Source organism: Marinomonas sp. IMCC 4694 (assembly GCF_008122525.1).
In the GTDB taxonomy this organism is placed as follows: domain Bacteria; phylum Pseudomonadota; class Gammaproteobacteria; order Pseudomonadales; family Marinomonadaceae; genus Marinomonas.
The window spans coordinates 3,492,381-3,511,653 of the sequence record NZ_VSRV01000001.1; the positions used below are offsets into that span (position 1 = coordinate 3,492,381).

Sequence of the window (19,273 nt, forward strand, 5' to 3'; positions counted from 1 at the left end):
GGCCCCATTCGCTGAACTATAAAACCTCCAATTTCGCAAACGACAGCACCAGCCATTTAGTGCCTTCGTCATCGAAGTTTACCTGAACGCGTGCTTGTGGGCCTTGGCCTTCGTAGTTGATCACTAACCCTTCACCAAACACTGGATGATTCACTCGATCGCCCATATTGACAGTGATGTCTGGGACTTTAAAACTGTTCAGTACGCTGCTGTTTTGCAGTTTGTTCTTTTCAACGTGGTAATCAGGTCGTTGCAAGGAAACCGGGCGGCTGACTTGTGAGCGCAAGCGTACTTCTTCCAAACAGGCCGGCGGAAGTTCTTTGATAAAGCGTGATGGGCTGTTGAAGGATTCGCTGCCGAACAAACGACGCGATTCTGCGTAGGTGATGTAGAGTTTTTCCATAGCACGGGTGATGCCGACGTAACAGAGGCGACGTTCTTCTTCGAGGCGCCCCGGTTCTTCAAACGACATTTTGCTCGGAAAGACGTTCTCCTCTACGCCGGTTAAAAATACCAAAGGAAACTCCAGGCCCTTAGCCGAATGCAGTGTCATAAGTTGCACGGCGTCTTGGTATTCATCGGCTTGGGCATCGCCGGCATCCAACACGGCTTTATCAAGAAAGGCCATCAACGGCGAGCTGAACGCTTCGTCTTCATCGCTCCAACTGAACCCACCGGCGGCGCCGACTAGCTCTTTTAAGTTTTCGATGCGCGCTTCGCCCTTTTCGCCTTTCTCTTTTTCATGGAACGGAATCAAACCCGCTTCTTCGATGATTTGCTCGAAGATGTCGTTTAAATTCAAATCCGGCTGCTGCACCGTAGTCGTCAGACCTTCGATCAGCTGCAAGAAGGCGTTTATGGCATTGGTCGCCCGAGCCGTCATCAAAGATTGTCGGACCACTTCTTGCGCGGCTTGCCACATAGAGCAGCCATTATCGCGGGCGATTTCCCGCAAAGTGCCAATGCTGCGCTCGCCAATGCCCCGGGGCGGTACATTGATGACGCGCTCCATAGCGCCATCGTCGTTTGGATCCAACGCCAAGCGCGCGTACGCCAAGGCGTTTTTGATTTCCAAACGGTCATAAAATCTGTGCCCACCATAAATTCGATAAGCAATCTGTTCCCGTACTAAGCATTCTTCAATCACCCGAGACTGCGCATTGGAGCGGTACAGAATCGCCATGCCGACCAGTGGAGTGCCCTTGTCGTGCCATTGTTTGATAATGCCAAGAATGAAGCGCGCTTCGTCCTGTTCATTAAACCCGGCATAGAGTGAAATAGGATCGCCTTCACCACTGTCCGTCCAAAGCTCTTTCCCCAAGCGGTCGTCGTTGTGTTTGATCAAGCCGTTGGCCGCATTCAGGATATGGCCAGTTGAACGGTAGTTTTGCTCCAAACGGATGGTGCCAACATCTTTAAAATCTTTGGTGAAATTTTGGATATTTTCAATTTTCGCACCACGCCAGCCGTAAATGGACTGGTCGTCGTCACCCACGGCCATTATCGTGCCTTCGCTGCCCACCATGATGCGCAACCACGCGTATTGAATGGTGTTGGTATCTTGAAACTCGTCCACCAGCACATGGCGAAAACGGTCTTGATAATGGCGTAGCAAGGCGGGCGTGCTGAGCATCAGTTCGTGCGCACGCAACAACAATTCGCCGAAATCCAGCAAACCGCCACGTTCACAGGCTTCTTCATAGTGGTAATACAACTCGCGCATGCCTTTAGAGAAAGGATCATGGCTGTCTGGCACATGAGCCGCGCGACGACCTTCGTCTTTTTGCGCGTTGATAAACCAAGACACTTGTTTGGGCGGCCAGCGAGTATCGTCGATATTCAGTTCGCGCATGATGCGTTTGATGAGTCGAAGCTGATCGTCGCTGTCCATAATTTGGAAGTTTTCTTTTAGCCCCGCATCGCGCCAATGAGCACGCAATAAGCGATGCGCCAAACCGTGAAAGGTGCCTACCCACATACCTTGTGGCGGCACACCGACCAATTGTTCGATCCGCCCTTGCATCTCACGGGCGGCTTTATTGGTAAAGGTCACGGCCATCAAGCTGTAAGGCGACAGTTCATAAGCGTGCATTAACCACGCGATACGATGTACCAAGACTCGAGTTTTGCCCGACCCTGCACCAGCCAAAACCAGACTGTTTTGCAGCGGTGCGGCCACGGCTTCACGCTGTTTGTCATTGAGTGAATCGAGGATAAAAGAAACGTCCATTGCATTCCGCCATGATTAATTAATAAATTTGTCACAAAAAACACGTAAAAATAGATTGATTTTTAATCTATTTGAGCTTTTTATTAGTTTGAAAATGAGTTGTCTGTCTATTTTGACTTTTTTTAACTGTCGATGACAGTGCTCTATGCACTCAATGTCATCGAACGTCCAAAAGGGTATAACGATGAGCGATTTTGCGGAAACATTAACTGAAGTAAAAACCGACATAATGCACGCTTCTATTAGCCTAGAAAATGAATCAAAGGAGCGTAATCAAAAGGAAGACGCGGCACGACTGTTAAGAGCACGACGCGCCATCGAGCAGCATTTGGAGCAAAAGCGCTTCAATCATAACGTGGCTAATGGTTGGGATGATTACAAGATTTGATGACGTAGTTTACGTACTCTACGATATTGCATAGACCTCATGACACAAGACCTGACCTTATTGTCAGGTCTGATATTTTTTTTCATTCTTTCCATACGTTTTGTCATAGCGCACATTCTAGCGGTATTTACACGCCCTTTCCTCTCAACTTATGGCAGTGGCTGGCGTCTTGGAGTACCATACTCGTTGATTTTTACATCTTCTAATCCATAATAAAAAAGACAATAACCCTCTTGGGGGAGTTACCATGTTTGAACATATCCAAGCTGCTCCTGCAGACCCAATTCTTGGCCTTAATGATGCTTATAAAAGCGATCCGAACCCTAATAAAATTAATTTAGGCGTCGGCGTATACAAAGACGAACAAGGCAATACACCCATTTTAAAAGCGGTAAAACAAGCGGAAGAACGCTTGTTAGCTCAAGAAAAAACCAAAAATTACCTCAGTATTGAAGGTGCACCCGCTTACCGTGCCGCCGTACAACGACTATTATTTGGTAAAGATCACACCATTATCAGTAAACAACTTGCGCAAACCGCACAAACCCCTGGTGGTACAGGCGCCCTTCGCGTGGCGGCAGAGTTCATTAAAAAACACCTTCCTGAAGCCACCATTTGGGTCAGCAACCCAACCTGGGCCAATCATCAATCTATTTTCCAGTCTGTGGGCTTAGAAGTGGGCAGTTACGCCTACTACGACGCCAACGCAAAATCGTTGGATTTTGAGGCCATGCTAGCCAGCTTATCCCAAGTGCCGGAAGGCGATGTGGTCCTGTTCCATGGCTGTTGCCACAATCCAACTGGCGTGGATCCGACCCCTGAGCAGTGGTATCAATTGGCTAAGTTATGCAGCAAGCAAGGCTTTTTACCCCTGTTTGATTTTGCTTACCAAGGCTTTGGTCAAGGTTTACAAGAAGACGCTCATGGCTTACGTACTTTTCTTGAGCACGTACCAGAGATGCTCATTGCTAGCTCATTTTCAAAGAACTTTGGTCTGTACAATGAACGCGTTGGCGCACTGACGATTCTATGTGAAACCACAGAACAAGCTGAAACGGCCTTCACGCAAATTAAACGTTGTATTCGAACTAACTATTCAAACCCACCGTCTCATGGCTCTGCTGTGGTCGCTGAAATACTCAATGACGACGAACTCTACGCGCTGTGGGACAGTGAAGTGAAAGCCATGCGTACGCGTATTCACGAAATGCGCAGTTTGTTTGTGAACACCTTACGCGTTAAAGGTGTCAGCCAGGATTTCTCTTTTATTTCAAAGCAACAGGGCATGTTTTCTTTTTCTGGTTTAACACCAGATCAAGTAGCGACGTTACGCAAAGAGTACGGCATTTACATTGTGGGTTCGGGACGAATCAGTGTCGCAGGTATGACTCATGACAATATGGGACCGCTTTGTGATGCTATTGCAGCGATTCTAAATAACTAAGACATCGCCCAAACACGGCGTTTCTAAAACGACTTCAGTTCACTCACTGAGGTCGTTTTTTTTGCATTGTTTTCAGGGTTTTATTGCTGTTTACATGACTAGACTGTTACTTTACGGTTTCATTTTTCACGCTATCAATTTCTGGAGTATCCCATGGCTGCCACGCTGATTTACTGCTACGACCCAATGTGTAGCTGGTGTTGGGGATTTCGCCCAACATGGACTAAGCTGCAAAAGTCCCTACAAGGCTTAATTGATTCCAACCAACTGACGATCCAGCCGATGCTTGGCGGTCTCGCAGTAGACTCAGATGTGCCTATGCCAGAAGACATGAAAGGCAAACTCGAAGGTACTTGGCAACATATTCAATCGGTATTAGGTACAGAGTTTAACTTTGATTTCTGGCGCACCGCATCACCACGACGTTCTACCTACCCAGCGTGTCGAGCTTGTTATGTGGCGAGAGACAGTGGTCTTGAAGACGAAATGTACCATGCCATTCAAACTGCTTACTATTTACAAGCTAAGAACCCTTCTGACTTGGACACACTCACTGAGTGCGCAGATAACATTGGATTAAGCCCAGAAGGGTTTAGCAAAGCCATGCAGCATGTGAAAGACAAGCAACTGATCGAGCAAGAAATACAGCAATCAAGACAGCTAGGTTTACACTCTTTTCCATCTTTGGCACTGCTAATAGGCGACAAACTTATCCCGATCGCGCTTGATTACCAAAACCACTCCACCATGTTAATGGCCATAAAAAAGGCGCTATCATAGCGCCTTAGCGTTTACCTATTATTACGTCGAAACAACGTCATTTAACCAAAATATAGTCTTTTATAAACTGCACCAACGCCGCACCCGCCGCGGCATAAAGTAACGGCATAGCCAAGCGGTAATCATTGCCATGCATGAAAATCACCACACAGGCTGCCACCATTAATGAAAGGATAAATAAATGCAGGACGGCGCATACCCCAAACGGCCATTTTACGGTAATCATCACCGCGCTCACGCCTAATACAATGCCCAAGGCGCCGCCGACCAACACATCCATGGGCCAATGTACGCCAATGAGCACTCGACTTAATGCCACCAATACAGCAAGCGAGATAAAGGTCACTTTTAAATACACATTTTTTGTGTAACAAAAACACACGCTGGCCAATAAAAAGGCCGTCGCACTGTGTCCAGAAGGGAAGCTTCGAGCCTGGTACGCTCGTCCAATTAAATTAAATGTTTCGACATCTAACACCGCAGGTGGGCGCGGCATAGCAAAGTAGTCTTTCAATACATTGATCACCACCGCACTGAGCAAGCTGCCAAACAAAATGGTCCAGTGAAAGCGAACGTGACGACAAGTAAACAACAGTACGAGGACCAACAAAAATACCCCGTCACCAAACACGGTCATGCTTTCAAGTAAGATAGCCGGTAAGTAAGAGCCAAATCGATTAATGTCGATAAACGCAAACTGATACCCCCCCAGCGTATTTCCCAGTACTGCGATTCCCGCAAGAACCACAGATAACATCAAAAGGACCCGGATATCAGCAGGCGAGATAACCGTTTTAGTTGACCTAGCCTGATCAATTAATGAAGTATACTGTGTCCATAATTTACCGACATAACGGTTCATGAAAACCTTAATCTTGAAGAGCGTGGAAAGAGAAGTCTTAGTGTAATGATTTTATGCACATTGTGTGAAAAAATAATGAAATTAATATAATAGATATGTTTATTTATGTATTTTTAGCTGGTGAATTCATCTAAAAAGACACAGATAAAATGCCTTATATACTGGTAAATAACGTCGATACATTGGGGACATAGGACAATATCCACATGACACATTTCCGCTCTGCCTTATTAACACTCGGTCTTTTTCTAACGAGTGGCTTGAAAACCTCACCGCGCACATCTGTGTTTATTGTTGTTTTGGCTCTGCTTAATACGATTCTGTACAACTGGCCTGTTTTGCTATTTTCTCTGCAAAATTTGGACGGCGTTACACTCAACAGTGCTCGCACACTGATCACGGTGTTTGCGGTTATTTATCTGGTCACCACACTGGTACTTTATGCGGTGTTTTTGCTGTCTAGGCGCTTAGGGAAAGTCATCAGCGCAATCACCGCCATTGCTAACTCATTGGCGGTGTATTTTGTGGTGACTTACAACGTGATTCTCGACAAAACCATGATGGGAAACATTGTTAACACTCAGTTCTCTGAATCCTCCCAGTTTTTGACTCCGACCTTAATACTGTATGTCATGGTGTTAGGCTTGTTGCCTGCCTGGCTGATCTTGCAATCACAGGTTAAAAAAACACCTCGGTGGCGTTTGCTTACGCACCTTGTTGTCACCGTGGTCGTTACCTCGACGTGGATTTGGCAGTCACAGCAGCATTGGCTTTGGATTGATGACCATGCGAAGCAGTTAGGCGGCCGTATCATGCCTTGGTCTTATGTCGGCAATGCGGTACGTTATCAGCAAGAGCGCGCCCAAGACAACGTGGTGCAAACCTTATTGCCTGATGCGACGTTTCATTCTGATGACAAAACCGTCGTGGTTTTGGTGATTGGTGAATCCGCCCGCGCAGAAAATTTTGCCTTGTACGGCTACGGTAAACCGACCACTCCTTTGCTAAGCAATTCCGATATTATTACCCTGAAAAATGCCACTTCGTGCGCCAGCTACACCACGGCGGCCGTGAAGTGTATTTTGTCTCATAACGACCCAAGCGGCGTCTTTGCAGAAAACTTCGAGCCGCTACCCAGTTATTTGCAACGACAAGGCATTGATGTGTTTTGGCGTACGAAAAACTGGGGGGAGCCTCCTATCAAGGTGGCGAGCTACCAAAGTGCCGGAGACTTAGAAGCTGGTTGTGAAGGGCAAGAATGTCGCTTTGACGGTGTACTATTAAGCCATTTGGCGGAGCAGATACAGGCTTCTGATAAGCAAAAAATCTTTGTCGTTTTACACCAAACCGGTAGTCATGGCCCTTCGTATTTCCAAAAGTACCCTAAAGAGTTTGGCGTCTTTACGCCAGTTTGCCAATCGGTTGAGCTGGGTAATTGCACGCAAAAGGCCCTGATCAATGCGTACGACAATACGATTGTCTACAACGACCATTTTTTAGATCAATTGCGTAAAACACTACTTGGGCTTAATCATACATCCAGCGCGTTTTTGTATGTCTCAGATCATGGAGAATCCCTTGGTGAAAGCGGTATCTACTTACACGGAACGCCTTATTCTATTGCCCCGGAGCAACAATTGAAGGTGCCTTTTTTGATGTGGCTGTCCCCCTCGTTTATTGAACAAAAGCACCTCTCTGTCGACGTATTAAAAGCACGTGAACAAAGCACCCAAGCCAATGTATTTCATACGGTAATGGGCGCCTTTGATATGAGAAGTGAAATTTATAACCCGACCCTAGACATGTTTACAGAAGCAACAAGGCGCTAACACCACAAAGCCCCAGAGCCATCATGCTTTGGGGGCTTGTCTCTAAAAGCACGACATGGGATTAACCAAAGTCATGATTAATCAGATCTAACATGGGGTTATAAAGTGGCTCTGACGTGGTGTGGTCGTGCGTCTTTTTTAATGGCTTATCAGTCGGCTCTACAATCACGTTTACCGCTGTTGTTTTTTGTTTCCTGTGTTTATTATCTTTACTGTCATCAACGACAAGTGTGGCTTTAAGGCCATTTCCAAAATACATCGCCAACGCATCGCCCAAAGAAGCGATGTCGTCTACCGTAACGTTCACCGCCATCCAATGGTCGGCGTCGGCTTCCTGACTGACTAAAGTACCCGGTACAATATCGTGGCGAAAACGAGCAAATAATGCCGTCGCGTGATCATCACTCAAAGGTTGAGACAAGCGCATCCATAAAGCAATGCCCCCTTTGCTGGTTGCGAAATTGACCTGTTCACCCAACTTCGCTTCTAAATCGGACTTGATACGTTCCGAGTTTGCCCAGAGGTGACGGGCTCGTCGCGTTATTGAGTGCTTACCATGAGGTTGTAATGCCTCGTTTAGCGCCTCTTGTTGGGCATCACTGAGGGCCATATCCACCGCTAAAAAAGCGCCTTCCAACACCTGATGGTACTGTCCTGGCAAACACCAACTGACCGATCGGCCAACGCCTTTTGCTTCTATACCACCGATGTATACAATGAGATCCGATGAATCCAACGATTTGTACGTCATCATTGAAGTCTCACGATAAGCGAGGTGCGAACACAAGTCCCACTCGATAACCGGCAACCTAGCGTCTTCGATAATCGCTAACCAACGGCGCAAACTTAAATTACTGATCAACTGGCCAGCAGGGAAAGAAAATTGACCTGGTAACACAATGAGCTGCACCGGCTTATCTTGTAACGCTCGCACGACCAGGTCTAAATCGACCCCGCGCTCCCCTGCGCCCAATGTAATAACCTGTCGGCCTAAGCCTTGTAAGGTAGCGGTGATTCTTGGGTCACAAGGCGTCAACACTAAGACAGTATCCCCACGCAGCGTCAAGGTTTGCACGCTTTGACTGAACATCGCCAGCGGCGACTGGCCTAACCATAGTTGCGCAGCATGGGCTTTTATGCCGACGTTTTTTAAATAGTCACAAACCGATTCACGTACCGCCAAATGGCCTTTGCCCAATACAGGTACATTGGTTTTATCATGGAAAGTCGCTGACGTTAACGCGCTGTCGCTGTGGTCAACTAATGCGGCATGATGCGCAAGACTGGCCCATGCCGACTGAGCCCCTTTATTGGCGAGTTCACGCCACTCGTCCCCCGCCAACAGCAAGGCCGCTTTTGCTCCGCCGCGATGACACACAAAATAACCGGACTTGGGACGAGATTCGATCCAGCCTTCTTGACTCAAAATGTCATAGCCATGAATAACGGTGTTTAAACTCAAACCGAGTTGCTTAGATAAGGCACGCAACGACGGCATACGATCGCCAGTGGTGATCGTATTTTGTGACCTCTGTGCTAAAAACCAATCAACCACCCCCTTGTATAAAAACTCAGCCACTGTTTTGTACCTTTTTTATTAGTCTGATAAGAATCTGTTCTTAATCATTCAATTTATAGCCAAAAAACACAAGCAAAAAACCAATCCATTCCCGTTTTCCTCCGGGTTAGGGTACAATTTTCTTTCTGTATCGCGCTAAATGTTGAGTATCTATGGCTTTTGATCCCACGTCGCTTCGCTCCCTGTTTCCTATTTTATCTCAGCGTGCCTACGAGCATCCTTTGACGTATTTAGACAACGCCGCCACAACACAAAAACCATTGCAGGTATTGGACGCCATTCAGCACTATTACCGCCATATCAATGCCAATGTACATCGAGGGGCGCACTGCCTCAGTGACCAAGCCACCAACGGCTTTGAACAAGCCAGACACACGGTGGCGAAGTTTATTAATGCGCCCACACACAGCCATATTATTTGGACAAAAGGTGCAACTGAGTCGATCAATGCCGTAGCCTACGGCCTTGAACATGTCATAGAAAAAGGCGATGAAATCCTCATCACCAGCTTAGAGCATCATGCTAACTTGGTACCATGGCAGCAATTGGCCTTTAGAACTGGCGCTCGCTTACGCGTGCTGCCACTGACGTCCAACGGAGAATGGCAGCCTGAATTTGCGCATTATTTTACAGATCGTACGCGTATTTTCGCCGCCACCCAGATCTCTAATGCGATTGGCACCAGCACGCCACTCAACATCATGCTCGACCTTGCCAAACAGCAGGGCGCCTTTACTTTAGTCGACGGCGCTCAAGCCGTGGCGCACTACCCTGTTGACGTGCAAACATTGAATTGTGATTTTTATGTGTTCTCAGGGCACAAAATGTACGGCCCGACGGGAATAGGCGTGCTGTATGGCAAACAACACGCATTGGACATTCTGATCCCTTATCAAACCGGCGGGGAAATGGTGCGTCATGTGTCGCATCAAGCAACAGAATTTAACGTGTTACCTTATCGCTTAGAAGCCGGCACTCCGCACATTGAAGGAGCAATCGGCTTGGCGGCGGCCTGTGATTTCCTCATGGATCAAGATCGCCTATCGCTGTTGGCATGGGAGCAATCTCTCGCGGCGCACGTTTACGCTCGTCTTCATAAAGAAGGCGGTATCGACATCTATTCACCCGAAAAAAACACCACCTTGGTATCATTAAGTGTACCCACTATTCACATCCTAGATCTGAATGCCTACCTAGACAGCCAAGGCGTCGCGGTTCGCGCTGGCAGCCACTGTGCCCATCCACTGATGGCGCAACTGGGCGTATCCGGGACCTTACGTGCGTCTTTTGCCTGTTACAACACCCTCGAAGAAGCCAACCGCTTCTGTGATGTACTTATAGAAGCCATTGACTTATTGAGCGATGAGTAACAAACCATGACAGACGCCATAAGCATCAAAGCCCAACTGCAAGCGTGCCGTAGCAAAGAAGAAACCTTCAAGGCTTTGGTTGCGTTAAGCAAAACCTTACCGCGCTTATCAGCGGAAGAAAAAACCGAAGAAAATAAGGTAAAAGGCTGCGACAGTGCCGTTTGGCTCATTATCAAAGAATCAAACGGCATCCGTCACTTCAACGCCGACAGCGATGCCAAACTCATGCGTGGCGTACTGATCGTCATATTAAGCTTAGTGTCAGGAAAAACACGGTCTAACATTCAACAAATGGATCTAACAGCCGAACTGGCCGAGCTTAACTTATCCAGCTATTTAACCAGCTCTCGTACAAACGGAATACTGGCTATTTTGAACAGGATTCAGCACGTTTAGCCAGTTTTTCCAATACTCTCGATACCGCGACAAACGCGAAAGAAGCGGTGACGGCGGTGCTGGCGCCAAAGCCGGTATAGCAGTTCATTTTGGTTTCTGTATCGCCCTTTAAGCGCTGATGGGACACGGTGCCATCGCCTTGTGGGTAGCTTAATTGTTCGGTGGAATAGACGCATTCGATGTCAAAGCGACGTTTCGGATTACGGGTGAAATTATGGTAACGCCGTAGAAAATTACGCAGTTTAGCAGCGAGCGGGTCTTTTTCGGTTTTAGCAAGATCACCGATAAGAATCTTGGTGGGGTCCATTTGGCCGCCGGCACCACCGACTGTGATGACTTTACGCTTGTTGCTTTTACTCCACGCCATAAGAGCCGCTTTCGGTTTGATGCTGTCTATGCAGTCAATAATATAGTCATATGGCTCAGCCAGCAGCTCAAGAATGTTGTCAGGGGTAAGAAAGTCTTCAATACAGGTCACCTGGCAGTTAGGGTTAATCAACGCAATACGTTCTGCCATGACGTCGACTTTTGACTGGCCAATATTGCCATCAAGCGCATGAATTTGTCGGTTAGTATTGGTAATACAAACATCGTCCATATCAATAAGCGTAATGTGCCCAATGGCGGAACGCGCCAGCGCTTCTGCTGCCCAAGAACCCACACCACCAATGCCAATAATACAAATATGCGATTGCGTAAATGCCTCGTACGCTAGGTCGCCATACAAGCGACGAATGCCGCCAAATCGTTGATCGTCTGTCACTTATTCTCTCCTGCCAGGGCGATCACCCTGCGCTTTTACCTTTATTGAGTGTATTCTGTTGTCTTGTTCATTTACTGATAACGACAGTGAGCCCTATGATTCAGCAAGCTTTTGAGGTCCTTGGCTTAACACCAAGAGAAACACAGCTTTACCAAACGCTATTAAAGCTAGGCCCTTCTTCTATTCGTGATATCGCAGAGCACAGTGGGATCAACCGAGGCACTGCGTACGAAGCCTTAAAACAATTACAAACTAAAGGGGTCGTCAGCTATTTTCCTAAAGGAAAGAGACGTTTTTTTACCGCAGAAAACCCAGATATCTTATTAAATCTAGCGGAAGAAAAACGCACTCGACTTGATAAAACCATCGAAAATCTTAAAAACACGATCATACCCAATTTGCATCAACAACAACCGGATTATCATCAAACTCATGTACGTTATTATGAAGGTGATGATGGTATTGAATGGGTACTTCGCGATATTTTAAACGTGGTGTCACAGCAAGACCACAAAGAATATTGTGTATTTTCGTCGAAGCCAATTCGTCCATTTTTGTATCGTCCTTTTCCAAACTACACCAAACAGCGAGTCAAATTAGGCATTAATGTTAAAGTCATTGCCTTAGGTGAAGGGGGCGAAGAGGCCCAGTTATCAGAGCGAAAATGGATTAAAACCGAGGGCGCAGTGGACGCGAGTTACATCGCCATTTATCCACCGAAATGCGCGATTATCTCTTTGGCGAGTAACAATTTTCCATCTGCCGTTGTGTTGGAGTCCAAAGACATTGCTAAAGCCCAACAGATTATTTTCGATACCCTTTGGAAAATGCTTTAGCGTTTTATTTCTCACTTTGTAGAAGCTTTATAGAAGATAAGCGCCATAAAAAAAAGCAGCCATTAGGCTGCTTTTTTGACTTCACTTCAGTCGTCTGTGGCTTATTAATTAATTGCCACGAAACTGCTGAATAGTACGTAAACGGGCCATAGCTTCCACTAGTTCCGCTGCCGCACGAGTGTAGTCGACGTCAGGTTTTTGGTTTGCCAAAAGCTCTTGGGCATGAGCCTGAGCTTTTAGTGCCGCTTCTTCGTCTAGATCTCTTGCGCGAGTGGCTGTATTAGCCAAGACAGTGACGCGGTGCGGTTGAACTTCTAAGAAGCCACCGGACACGAAGATAAACTCTTCGTCACCATTTTCTTTAACCACACGAACAGGACCTGGCTTCAGAGTCGTCAATAACGGCGCATGACCAGGCATGATACCCAAGTCGCCATAACTGCCCGCAGCCACAAGAGATTGCACCGTACCGGAAAAAATCTCTTGTTCAGCGCTTACGATATCGCAGTGTACTGTGATAGCCATAAGTTGCCTCTCTTAGTCATACTTAGCAAAAGCGCCTTGCAACGCTTTTGCTACGCGTGATGGTTAAAGTTTCTTAGCTTTCTCGACCGCTTCGTCGATGCTACCAATCATGTAGAACGCTTGCTCTGGAAGGTCATCAAATTCGCCATCCAAGATGCCTTTAAAGCCACGAATCGTGTCTTTCAAAGAAACATACTTACCTGGGGAACCCGTGAAGACTTCGGCTACGAAGAAAGGCTGAGACAAGAAACGCTGGATTTTACGAGAACGGTTAACCGTTTGCTTATCTTCTTCAGATAACTCGTCCATACCCAAAATTGCGATGATGTCTTTCAATTCTTTGTAACGCTGCAACACCATTTGAACGCCACGAGCTACGTCGTAATGCTCTTGACCGATGACTAATGGGTCAAGCTGACGTGAAGTAGAGTCAAGCGGATCGATCGCTGGGTAAATACCCAAAGAGGCGATGTCACGAGACAATACAACCGTTGCGTCCAAGTGAGAGAACGTCGTTGCTGGAGATGGATCTGTTAAGTCATCCGCAGGTACGTATACCGCTTGAACAGACGTGATAGAACCCGTCTTAGTAGAGGTGATACGTTCTTGAAGAACACCCATCTCTTCAGCAAGAGTAGGCTGGTAACCTACTGCAGATGGCATACGACCTAGCAACGCAGATACTTCCGTACCGGCAAGTGTATAACGGTAGATGTTATCTACGAAGAAAAGTACGTCACGACCTTCGTCACGGAATTTCTCAGCCATGGTCAAACCCGTCAAAGCAACACGTAAACGGTTACCTGGTGGCTCGTTCATTTGGCCATATACTAGAGATACTTTATCGATTACGTTCGAGTCCGTCATCTCATGGTAGAAGTCGTTACCTTCACGTGTACGCTCACCAACACCAGCGAATACAGAATAACCACTGTGCTCGATGGCGATGTTACGGATAAGCTCCATCATGTTTACGGTTTTACCAACACCGGCACCACCAAACAGACCAACTTTACCACCTTTTGCAAAAGGACAAACAAGGTCGATTACTTTGATGCCTGTTTCTAGCAATTCGTTGCTAGAAGACTGCTCAGCATAAGAAGGAGCTGAACGGTGAATTGACCAACGCTCTTCTTCGCCGATTGGGCCTTTCTCGTCAATTGGATTACCTAGAACGTCCATAATACGTCCTAGTGTTTGAGTACCAACCGGAACAGAAACTGGCTTGTTGGTGTTTTCAACAACCAAACCACGTCTCATTCCATCAGTGGAACCCATGGCGATAGTACGAACAATGCCGTCGCCTAGTTGTTGTTGAACTTCCAACACCAACTCTTTACCCTCAATTGTCAGGGCGTCGTATACTTTTGGCACGCTATCACGTGGGAATTCCACGTCAATAACAGCACCGATAATCTGTACGATTTGTCCGCTACTCATGTTCGGATCCTCTTAAATACCTAAATACCTTAAACCGCTGCCGCGCCGCTGACTATTTCAGAAATTTCCTGAGTAATCGCTGCTTGACGAGCCTTGTTGTACACCAACTGCAATTCATCAATGATATCACCCGCGTTGTCGGTTGCATTTTTCATTGCAAGCATTCGAGACGCTTGCTCACACGCAATGTTTTCAACCACGGACTGATATACTTGAGATTCAATATAACGAACCAATAACTCATTGAGAATTTCAACAGCTTCAGGCTCATAAATGTAATCCCAGTGGTGCTGTAACTCTGTATTCTCTTCCGCTTTTAATGGCAACAACTGTTCGACTTTAGGCACCTGAGTCATGGTATTCACGAACTCATTAGACACCACATAAAGACGGTCAATGCGACCTTCATCAAACGCGTCCAGCATCACCTTAACGCTACCGACTAAGTCGTCCGCCTTGGGTGCATCACCTAAACCGGTGAACGCTGCTGTGACATTTCCGCCGTAGTTACGAAAGAAGGAAACGGCTTTACCACCAATAGCACAGATGTCGATTTCAACACCTGAATCAGCAAACTGTTTCATATCTTTAATGGCTTTTTTAAACACGTTAATGTTTAAACCACCACATAAACCACGATCAGAAGAGATTACGATATAACCAACACGATTCGCCTTACGTTCGGTAAGGTAACGGTGTTTATACTCAGGATTCGCGTTGGCCAAATGACCAACTACTTGGCGAATTCGTTCCGCATACGGACGAGAAGCGGCCATACGATCCTGAGCTTTACGCGTCTTACTTGCCGCTACTTTTTCCATAGCACGAGTAATTTTACGCGTATTGTTAATGCTCGAAATCTGAGTACGTATCTCTTTTCCGACTGCCATAATAGAACTGCCCTTGTGAGAATGTTATTTCACAAACTGCAAGAAGATGGTGACATACTAAATAGTCAGCGTGTCACCAACGTCATTACCAAGTTTGCGTCGCTTTAAACTTCTCGATTGCCGCTTTTAGTGTCGCTTCAATCTCGCCGTTAAAATTGCCCGTTTTGTTGATGTCAGCCATCAGATCAGCGTGTTCGCTGTTCATGAAGCCTAACAACGCAGATTCAAAACTGCCAATTTTGCTTGTTTCAACATCTTCAAGGAAGCCATCATTAGCAGCGTAAAGAACCACGCCCATATCAGCCACAGGCATAGGAGAGAACTGCTTTTGTTTCATCAGTTCAGTAACCTGTTTACCATGTTCAAGCTGTTTACGAGTCGCTTCGTCTAGGTCAGATGCGAACTGAGCGAATGCCGCCAATTCACGATACTGAGCCAATGCAAGACGAATACCACCGCCAAGTTTTTTGACAATCTTAGTTTGAGCTGCACCACCAACACGAGAAACAGACACACCGGCGTTCATTGCTGGACGAATACCTGCGTTAAATGAGCTCGTTTCCAAGAATATCTGACCATCTGTGATGGAGATAACGTTGGTTGGTACGAAGGCTGATACGTCACCGCCTTGCGTCTCGATGATTGGCAATGCCGTCAAAGAACCGGTTTTGCCTTTCACTTCACCATTGGTGAATTTCTCAACGTAATCTACGTTTACACGTGATGCACGCTCTAGAAGACGAGAGTGAAGGTAGAATACGTCACCAGGGTAAGCTTCACGACCAGGTGGACGACGAAGCAGCAAAGAAATTTGACGGTAAGCCCAAGCTTGCTTGGTCAAATCATCATAAATGATCAATGCGTCTTCACCGCGATCACGGAAGTATTCACCCATAGTGCAACCTGTATAAGGTGCTAGGTAAAGCATCGCCGCTGGGTCAGAAGCGCCAGCCGCTACCACAGTGGTGTAACTCATTGCACCGGCTTCTTCAAGCTTACGTACAACGTTGGCAATAGTAGATTGTTTCTGACCGATTGCGACGTACACACACTTAATGCCACTGTTTTTCTGGGCAATAATGGTATCAATCGCTAAAGCGGTTTTACCAATCTGACGGTCACCGATGATCAACTCACGCTGACCACGACCAATCGGCACCATCGCATCGATTGCTTTGTAACCGGTTTGGATAGGTTGATCAACAGACTGACGTTCGATAACACCAGGCGCTACTTTTTCAACTTTATCCGTTAATTTTGCATTGATATCGCCTTTGCCGTCGATTGGGTTACCCAATGCGTCAACAACACGACCAAGCAATTCAGGACCAATTGGAACTTCCAATATACGACCTGTACATTTCACTTTTTGACCTTCTACAAGGTCTTGGTATTTACCCAGTACGACTGCACCGACAGAGTCACGCTCTAGGTTTAATGCGATACCGTAAACACCACCGGAGAATTCAATCATTTCTCCGTACATTACATCTGCCAAACCGTGAACCAGAACGATACCGTCTGCTACACTGACAATTGTGCCTTCATTTTTGGCATCAGAAGTAACATCGAGACTCTCGATGCGCTTCTTGATAATTTCGCTGATCTCAGATGGATTCAGTTGCTGCATGCTAAATTCCTCAACCCTGTTTTCGATTTAACGAAACACTAGGAGTTTATCGCCTCGGCCAGTTTCGCCAGTTTACCGCGAACTGAACCGTCGATGATTAAGTCACCTGTACGGATAACCACGCCACCAAGCAGGCTCGCGTCTGTTTCATTGGTTAAGTTGATCGTACGATCCAACTTTTTCGCCAATGATGCGGCCAATGCTTGTGCCTGTTCTGCTGTCAATTCGTAAGCCGAGGTAAATTGAACATCTACCGCTTTTTCGAAATTCAGTTTGAACTGTTGAAATAACACAGAAATGGCTGGAATCAGCGTTAAACGCTTTTTATCAGCAAGGGCCAGCAAGAATGCTTTGCCCTGTTCTGTTGTTACTTCTGCACAAACGTCCGCCAGAGCGTTTGCCTTCTCTTCCGCACTAAAAGCTGGATTTCCAAGTGCCACCTTAAGCTTAGGTTCCACGGTTACAGAGGCTAATATGCTTAGCATATCGGCCCATTCTGTAACATGGCCCTGCTCACGGGCAACTTCGAAAGCTGCTTTGGCGTACGGTCGCGCGACTGTTTTTAATTCAGCCATTAGACCCTCGCTTAAAGCTCTTTAGCGAGTTTTTCAACGATCTCGCTATGTGCTTTTTCGTCAATAGTGGCTCCCAAAATCTTCTCGGCACCAGCAAAAGCAAGAACAGAAACTTGAGAACGCAATGCTTCTTTCGCACGCAATACGTCTTGTTCTATTTCAGCTTGTGCGGCTTCGCGCAAGCGCTTGCCATCGGCAATCACCTGCTCTTTTGCCTCGTCGACCATTTGGTTCGCACGTTTGTTGGCTTGTTCAATAATCTCGGCCGCGTTCTCTTTGCTTTCACGTAATATTTGAGAGGCTTGTTCTTGTGCCAACTCAAGGTCACGTGAAGCACGGTTCGCTGCTTCCAAACCGTCTGCAATTTTCTTACTACGCTCTTCGAGCGCAGCAATTACTGGTGGCCACACATATTTCATGCAGAACCAGACAAAAATCGCAAACGAGATAGCTTGGCCTATAAGTGTGAGATTCAAGTTCACGCTAATACCCTCGCTCTAAGTCGTTTAAAAATCGTTTCTGCAACATTAGCAGAAAATTAACCAGCGACCTGAGCAATGAAAGGATTCGCGAAAGTGAAGAACAATGCGATACCCACACCGATCATTGTTACGGCGTCAAGAAGACCCGCTACGATGAACATTTTTACTTGCAGCATTGGAACCATTTCTGGTTGACGCGCAGCGCCTTCCAAGAATTTCCCACCCAAAATACCAAAACCAATCGCAGTACCCAAGGCACCTAGACCGATAAGAAGGGCTACAGCAATCGCAGTAAGACCAACTACAGTTTCCATTTTAACTCCTACATTTTCACAGTTTTAGACAAGGTTTAAAAAATATTACTTTAAAGAACACACTATTAGTGATTTTCGTGCGCCATGCTCAAGTAGACAATAGTCAACATCATAAAGATGAAAGCTTGAAGCACGATAATCAAAATATGGAAGATTGCCCATGGCACCGATAGCGCCCACTGAAGGCCCCAAGGTAAAATAGCAATCAAGATAAAGATCAATTCACCGGCGTATAAGTTGCCAAATAATCGCAACGCTAATGAAACAGGTTTAGCAAGCAGACCAACACCTTCCAACAATAAGTTAAAAGGAATCATCCATTTACCAAAAGGCTGTAACGTAAGTTCACCAACAAAGCCACTCACACCTTTTACTTTGATACTGTAAAAGATGATCAAAGCAAACACAGATAAAGACATACCCAATGTTGCGTTAATATCAGTGGTTGGAACAAATTTAAAATAGACATGAGCAGGGTCAGCGCCAAACACGGACACTCCAATCCATTTTGCCGCTGTGGGCAAAAAGTCTACCGGTATCAAATCCATGAAGTTCATCAGAAAAACCCATACAAAAATGGTCAAAGCTAAAGGTGCAATGACTTTACTTTTGCCGTGAAAGGTTTCTTTGACACTGCCATCTACAAACTCAACCATCAGCTCTACAAAATTTTGCAAACCCGACGGTGTATCTGTCGATATTTTCTTTGCTGCTTGACGGAACAACCACAAAAACAAGATACCTAAAGCAATTGACATTGCCATAGTATCTACATGTATTGCCCAGAATCCCATATCTGCTGCTTCTTTAGCATCATGAGCAAGACCCCATGTACCGTCAGAATGTTGACCGTAAGTCAAATTCTGAAGGTGATGCTTTATATATTCAGAAGCTGTTGGATTTTCACTTGCCATATTTATATCCACGCTCTTTCAATGAT

Annotated in this window: 19 protein-coding genes; 7 read left to right on the top strand and 12 right to left on the bottom strand. The window is 46.3% G+C overall.

Annotated elements, in window-relative coordinates; all coding sequences use genetic code 11:
* Nucleotides 1-16: 16 nt before the first annotated feature.
* A complete protein-coding gene (gene uvrD / locus FXV75_RS16075; protein WP_148835030.1) occupies nt 17-2,230 on the bottom strand; it encodes a DNA helicase II in 2,214 nt (737 codons plus the stop codon).
* Nucleotides 2,231-2,414: 184 nt separating this feature from the next.
* On the opposite strand from uvrD, the gene FXV75_RS16080 reads away from it, so the two are divergent.
* From FXV75_RS16080 to FXV75_RS16090, 3 genes are all read left to right on the top strand, one after another.
* Entirely contained in the window at nt 2,415-2,618 is a 204-nt protein-coding gene (locus tag FXV75_RS16080) for a PA3496 family putative envelope integrity protein (protein ID WP_148835032.1), read from the top strand.
* Between the two features lie 247 nt (nt 2,619-2,865).
* Nucleotides 2,866-4,062 (top strand): amino acid aminotransferase, encoded by a 1,197-nt coding sequence (locus tag FXV75_RS16085; RefSeq protein ID WP_148835034.1) that lies wholly within the window; start codon nt 2,866-2,868, stop codon nt 4,060-4,062.
* A gap of 153 nt (nt 4,063-4,215) precedes the next feature.
* Nucleotides 4,216-4,842 (top strand): DsbA family protein, encoded by a 627-nt coding sequence (locus FXV75_RS16090; protein ID WP_148835036.1) that lies wholly within the window; start codon nt 4,216-4,218, stop codon nt 4,840-4,842.
* Between the two features lie 37 nt (nt 4,843-4,879).
* Here FXV75_RS16090 and FXV75_RS16095 read toward each other — a convergent pair whose 3' ends face one another.
* Nucleotides 4,880-5,599 (bottom strand): phosphatase PAP2 family protein, encoded by a 720-nt coding sequence (locus tag FXV75_RS16095; protein ID WP_187424910.1) that lies wholly within the window; start codon nt 5,597-5,599, stop codon nt 4,880-4,882.
* A gap of 311 nt (nt 5,600-5,910) precedes the next feature.
* Here FXV75_RS16095 and eptA point away from each other — a divergent pair, with 311 nt between their 5' ends.
* Nucleotides 5,911-7,533 carry a phosphoethanolamine--lipid A transferase EptA gene (gene eptA / locus FXV75_RS16100; RefSeq protein ID WP_148835040.1) on the top strand — a complete coding sequence of 541 codons (1,623 nt, stop codon included), beginning with the start codon at nt 5,911-5,913 and terminating at the stop codon, nt 7,531-7,533.
* 61 nt (nt 7,534-7,594) lie between these two features.
* Here the strand turns inward: eptA and FXV75_RS16105 are convergent, their stop codons facing one another.
* Entirely contained in the window at nt 7,595-9,112 is a 1,518-nt protein-coding gene (locus FXV75_RS16105) for a GntR family transcriptional regulator (RefSeq protein ID WP_148835042.1), read from the bottom strand.
* A 152-nt stretch (nt 9,113-9,264) separates the two neighbouring features.
* On the opposite strand from FXV75_RS16105, the gene FXV75_RS16110 reads away from it, so the two are divergent.
* Complete coding sequence (locus FXV75_RS16110) at nt 9,265-10,482, top strand: aminotransferase class V-fold PLP-dependent enzyme (RefSeq protein ID WP_148835045.1); 1,218 nt, start codon at nt 9,265-9,267, stop codon at nt 10,480-10,482.
* 6 nt (nt 10,483-10,488) lie between these two features.
* Nucleotides 10,489-10,878, top strand: a complete 390-nt coding sequence (locus tag FXV75_RS16115; RefSeq protein ID WP_148835047.1) for a SufE family protein — start codon at nt 10,489-10,491, stop codon at nt 10,876-10,878.
* Here the strand turns inward: FXV75_RS16115 and tcdA are convergent.
* Complete coding sequence (gene tcdA / locus FXV75_RS16120) at nt 10,850-11,641, bottom strand: tRNA cyclic N6-threonylcarbamoyladenosine(37) synthase TcdA (RefSeq protein ID WP_148835048.1); 792 nt, start codon at nt 11,639-11,641, stop codon at nt 10,850-10,852. The two genes, FXV75_RS16115 and tcdA, sit on opposite strands and share 29 nt — an antisense overlap.
* Before the next feature lie 95 nt (nt 11,642-11,736).
* On the opposite strand from tcdA, the gene FXV75_RS16125 reads away from it, so the two are divergent.
* Nucleotides 11,737-12,477, top strand: coding sequence for a TrmB family transcriptional regulator (locus FXV75_RS16125; RefSeq protein ID WP_148835050.1), 741 nt, complete (start codon nt 11,737-11,739; stop codon nt 12,475-12,477).
* A gap of 108 nt (nt 12,478-12,585) precedes the next feature.
* Here FXV75_RS16125 and FXV75_RS16130 read toward each other — a convergent pair whose 3' ends face one another.
* The 8 genes from FXV75_RS16130 to atpB all read right to left on the bottom strand — a co-directional run bounded on the left by FXV75_RS16130 (nt 12,586) and on the right by atpB (nt 19,247).
* Complete coding sequence (locus FXV75_RS16130; protein WP_148835052.1) at nt 12,586-13,002, bottom strand: F0F1 ATP synthase subunit epsilon; 417 nt, start codon at nt 13,000-13,002, stop codon at nt 12,586-12,588.
* 63 nt (nt 13,003-13,065) lie between these two features.
* Nucleotides 13,066-14,442 (bottom strand): F0F1 ATP synthase subunit beta, encoded by a 1,377-nt coding sequence (atpD, locus tag FXV75_RS16135; protein ID WP_148835054.1) that lies wholly within the window; start codon nt 14,440-14,442, stop codon nt 13,066-13,068.
* Between the two features lie 29 nt (nt 14,443-14,471).
* Nucleotides 14,472-15,332: a F0F1 ATP synthase subunit gamma gene (gene atpG / locus FXV75_RS16140; protein WP_148835056.1), complete on the bottom strand. Its 861-nt coding sequence runs from the start codon at nt 15,330-15,332 to the stop codon at nt 14,472-14,474.
* An 85-nt stretch (nt 15,333-15,417) separates the two neighbouring features.
* Nucleotides 15,418-16,962 carry a F0F1 ATP synthase subunit alpha gene (atpA, locus tag FXV75_RS16145; RefSeq protein ID WP_148835058.1) on the bottom strand — a complete coding sequence of 515 codons (1,545 nt, stop codon included), beginning with the start codon at nt 16,960-16,962 and terminating at the stop codon, nt 15,418-15,420.
* A gap of 38 nt (nt 16,963-17,000) precedes the next feature.
* Nucleotides 17,001-17,537, bottom strand: coding sequence for a F0F1 ATP synthase subunit delta (locus FXV75_RS16150; protein ID WP_148835060.1), 537 nt, complete (start codon nt 17,535-17,537; stop codon nt 17,001-17,003).
* 11 nt (nt 17,538-17,548) lie between these two features.
* Nucleotides 17,549-18,019, bottom strand: coding sequence for a F0F1 ATP synthase subunit B (locus FXV75_RS16155; protein WP_148835062.1), 471 nt, complete (start codon nt 18,017-18,019; stop codon nt 17,549-17,551).
* A gap of 56 nt (nt 18,020-18,075) precedes the next feature.
* Entirely contained in the window at nt 18,076-18,333 is a 258-nt protein-coding gene (atpE, locus tag FXV75_RS16160) for a F0F1 ATP synthase subunit C (protein WP_133010645.1), read from the bottom strand.
* Nucleotides 18,334-18,398: 65 nt separating this feature from the next.
* Nucleotides 18,399-19,247 (bottom strand): F0F1 ATP synthase subunit A, encoded by an 849-nt coding sequence (gene atpB, locus FXV75_RS16165; RefSeq protein WP_148835064.1) that lies wholly within the window; start codon nt 19,245-19,247, stop codon nt 18,399-18,401.
* Nucleotides 19,248-19,273: the final 26 nt, after the last annotated feature.

What these genes read in the sequence shown, in the direction of transcription:
- atpE (WP_133010645.1), bottom strand. Translation starts at nt 18,333, where the DNA reads ATGGAAACTGTAGTTGGTCTTACTGCGATTGCTGTAGCCCTTCTTATC.
- atpB (WP_148835064.1), bottom strand. Translation starts at nt 19,247, where the DNA reads ATGGCAAGTGAAAATCCAACAGCTTCTGAATATATAAAGCATCACCTT.
- FXV75_RS16090 (WP_148835036.1), top strand. Translation starts at nt 4,216, where the DNA reads ATGGCTGCCACGCTGATTTACTGCTACGACCCAATGTGTAGCTGGTGT.
- FXV75_RS16095 (WP_187424910.1), bottom strand. Translation starts at nt 5,599, where the DNA reads ATGTTATCTGTGGTTCTTGCGGGAATCGCAGTACTGGGAAATACGCTG.
- FXV75_RS16115 (WP_148835047.1), top strand. Translation starts at nt 10,489, where the DNA reads ATGACAGACGCCATAAGCATCAAAGCCCAACTGCAAGCGTGCCGTAGC.
- atpG (WP_148835056.1), bottom strand. Translation starts at nt 15,332, where the DNA reads ATGGCAGTCGGAAAAGAGATACGTACTCAGATTTCGAGCATTAACAAT.
- FXV75_RS16150 (WP_148835060.1), bottom strand. Translation starts at nt 17,537, where the DNA reads ATGGCTGAATTAAAAACAGTCGCGCGACCGTACGCCAAAGCAGCTTTC.
- FXV75_RS16080 (WP_148835032.1), top strand. Translation starts at nt 2,415, where the DNA reads ATGAGCGATTTTGCGGAAACATTAACTGAAGTAAAAACCGACATAATG.
- atpA (WP_148835058.1), bottom strand. Translation starts at nt 16,962, where the DNA reads ATGCAGCAACTGAATCCATCTGAGATCAGCGAAATTATCAAGAAGCGC.
- FXV75_RS16110 (WP_148835045.1), top strand. Translation starts at nt 9,265, where the DNA reads ATGGCTTTTGATCCCACGTCGCTTCGCTCCCTGTTTCCTATTTTATCT.
- FXV75_RS16085 (WP_148835034.1), top strand. Translation starts at nt 2,866, where the DNA reads ATGTTTGAACATATCCAAGCTGCTCCTGCAGACCCAATTCTTGGCCTT.
- eptA (WP_148835040.1), top strand. Translation starts at nt 5,911, where the DNA reads ATGACACATTTCCGCTCTGCCTTATTAACACTCGGTCTTTTTCTAACG.
- atpD (WP_148835054.1), bottom strand. Translation starts at nt 14,442, where the DNA reads ATGAGTAGCGGACAAATCGTACAGATTATCGGTGCTGTTATTGACGTG.
- FXV75_RS16125 (WP_148835050.1), top strand. Translation starts at nt 11,737, where the DNA reads ATGATTCAGCAAGCTTTTGAGGTCCTTGGCTTAACACCAAGAGAAACA.
- uvrD (WP_148835030.1), bottom strand. Translation starts at nt 2,230, where the DNA reads ATGGACGTTTCTTTTATCCTCGATTCACTCAATGACAAACAGCGTGAA.
- FXV75_RS16130 (WP_148835052.1), bottom strand. Translation starts at nt 13,002, where the DNA reads ATGGCTATCACAGTACACTGCGATATCGTAAGCGCTGAACAAGAGATT.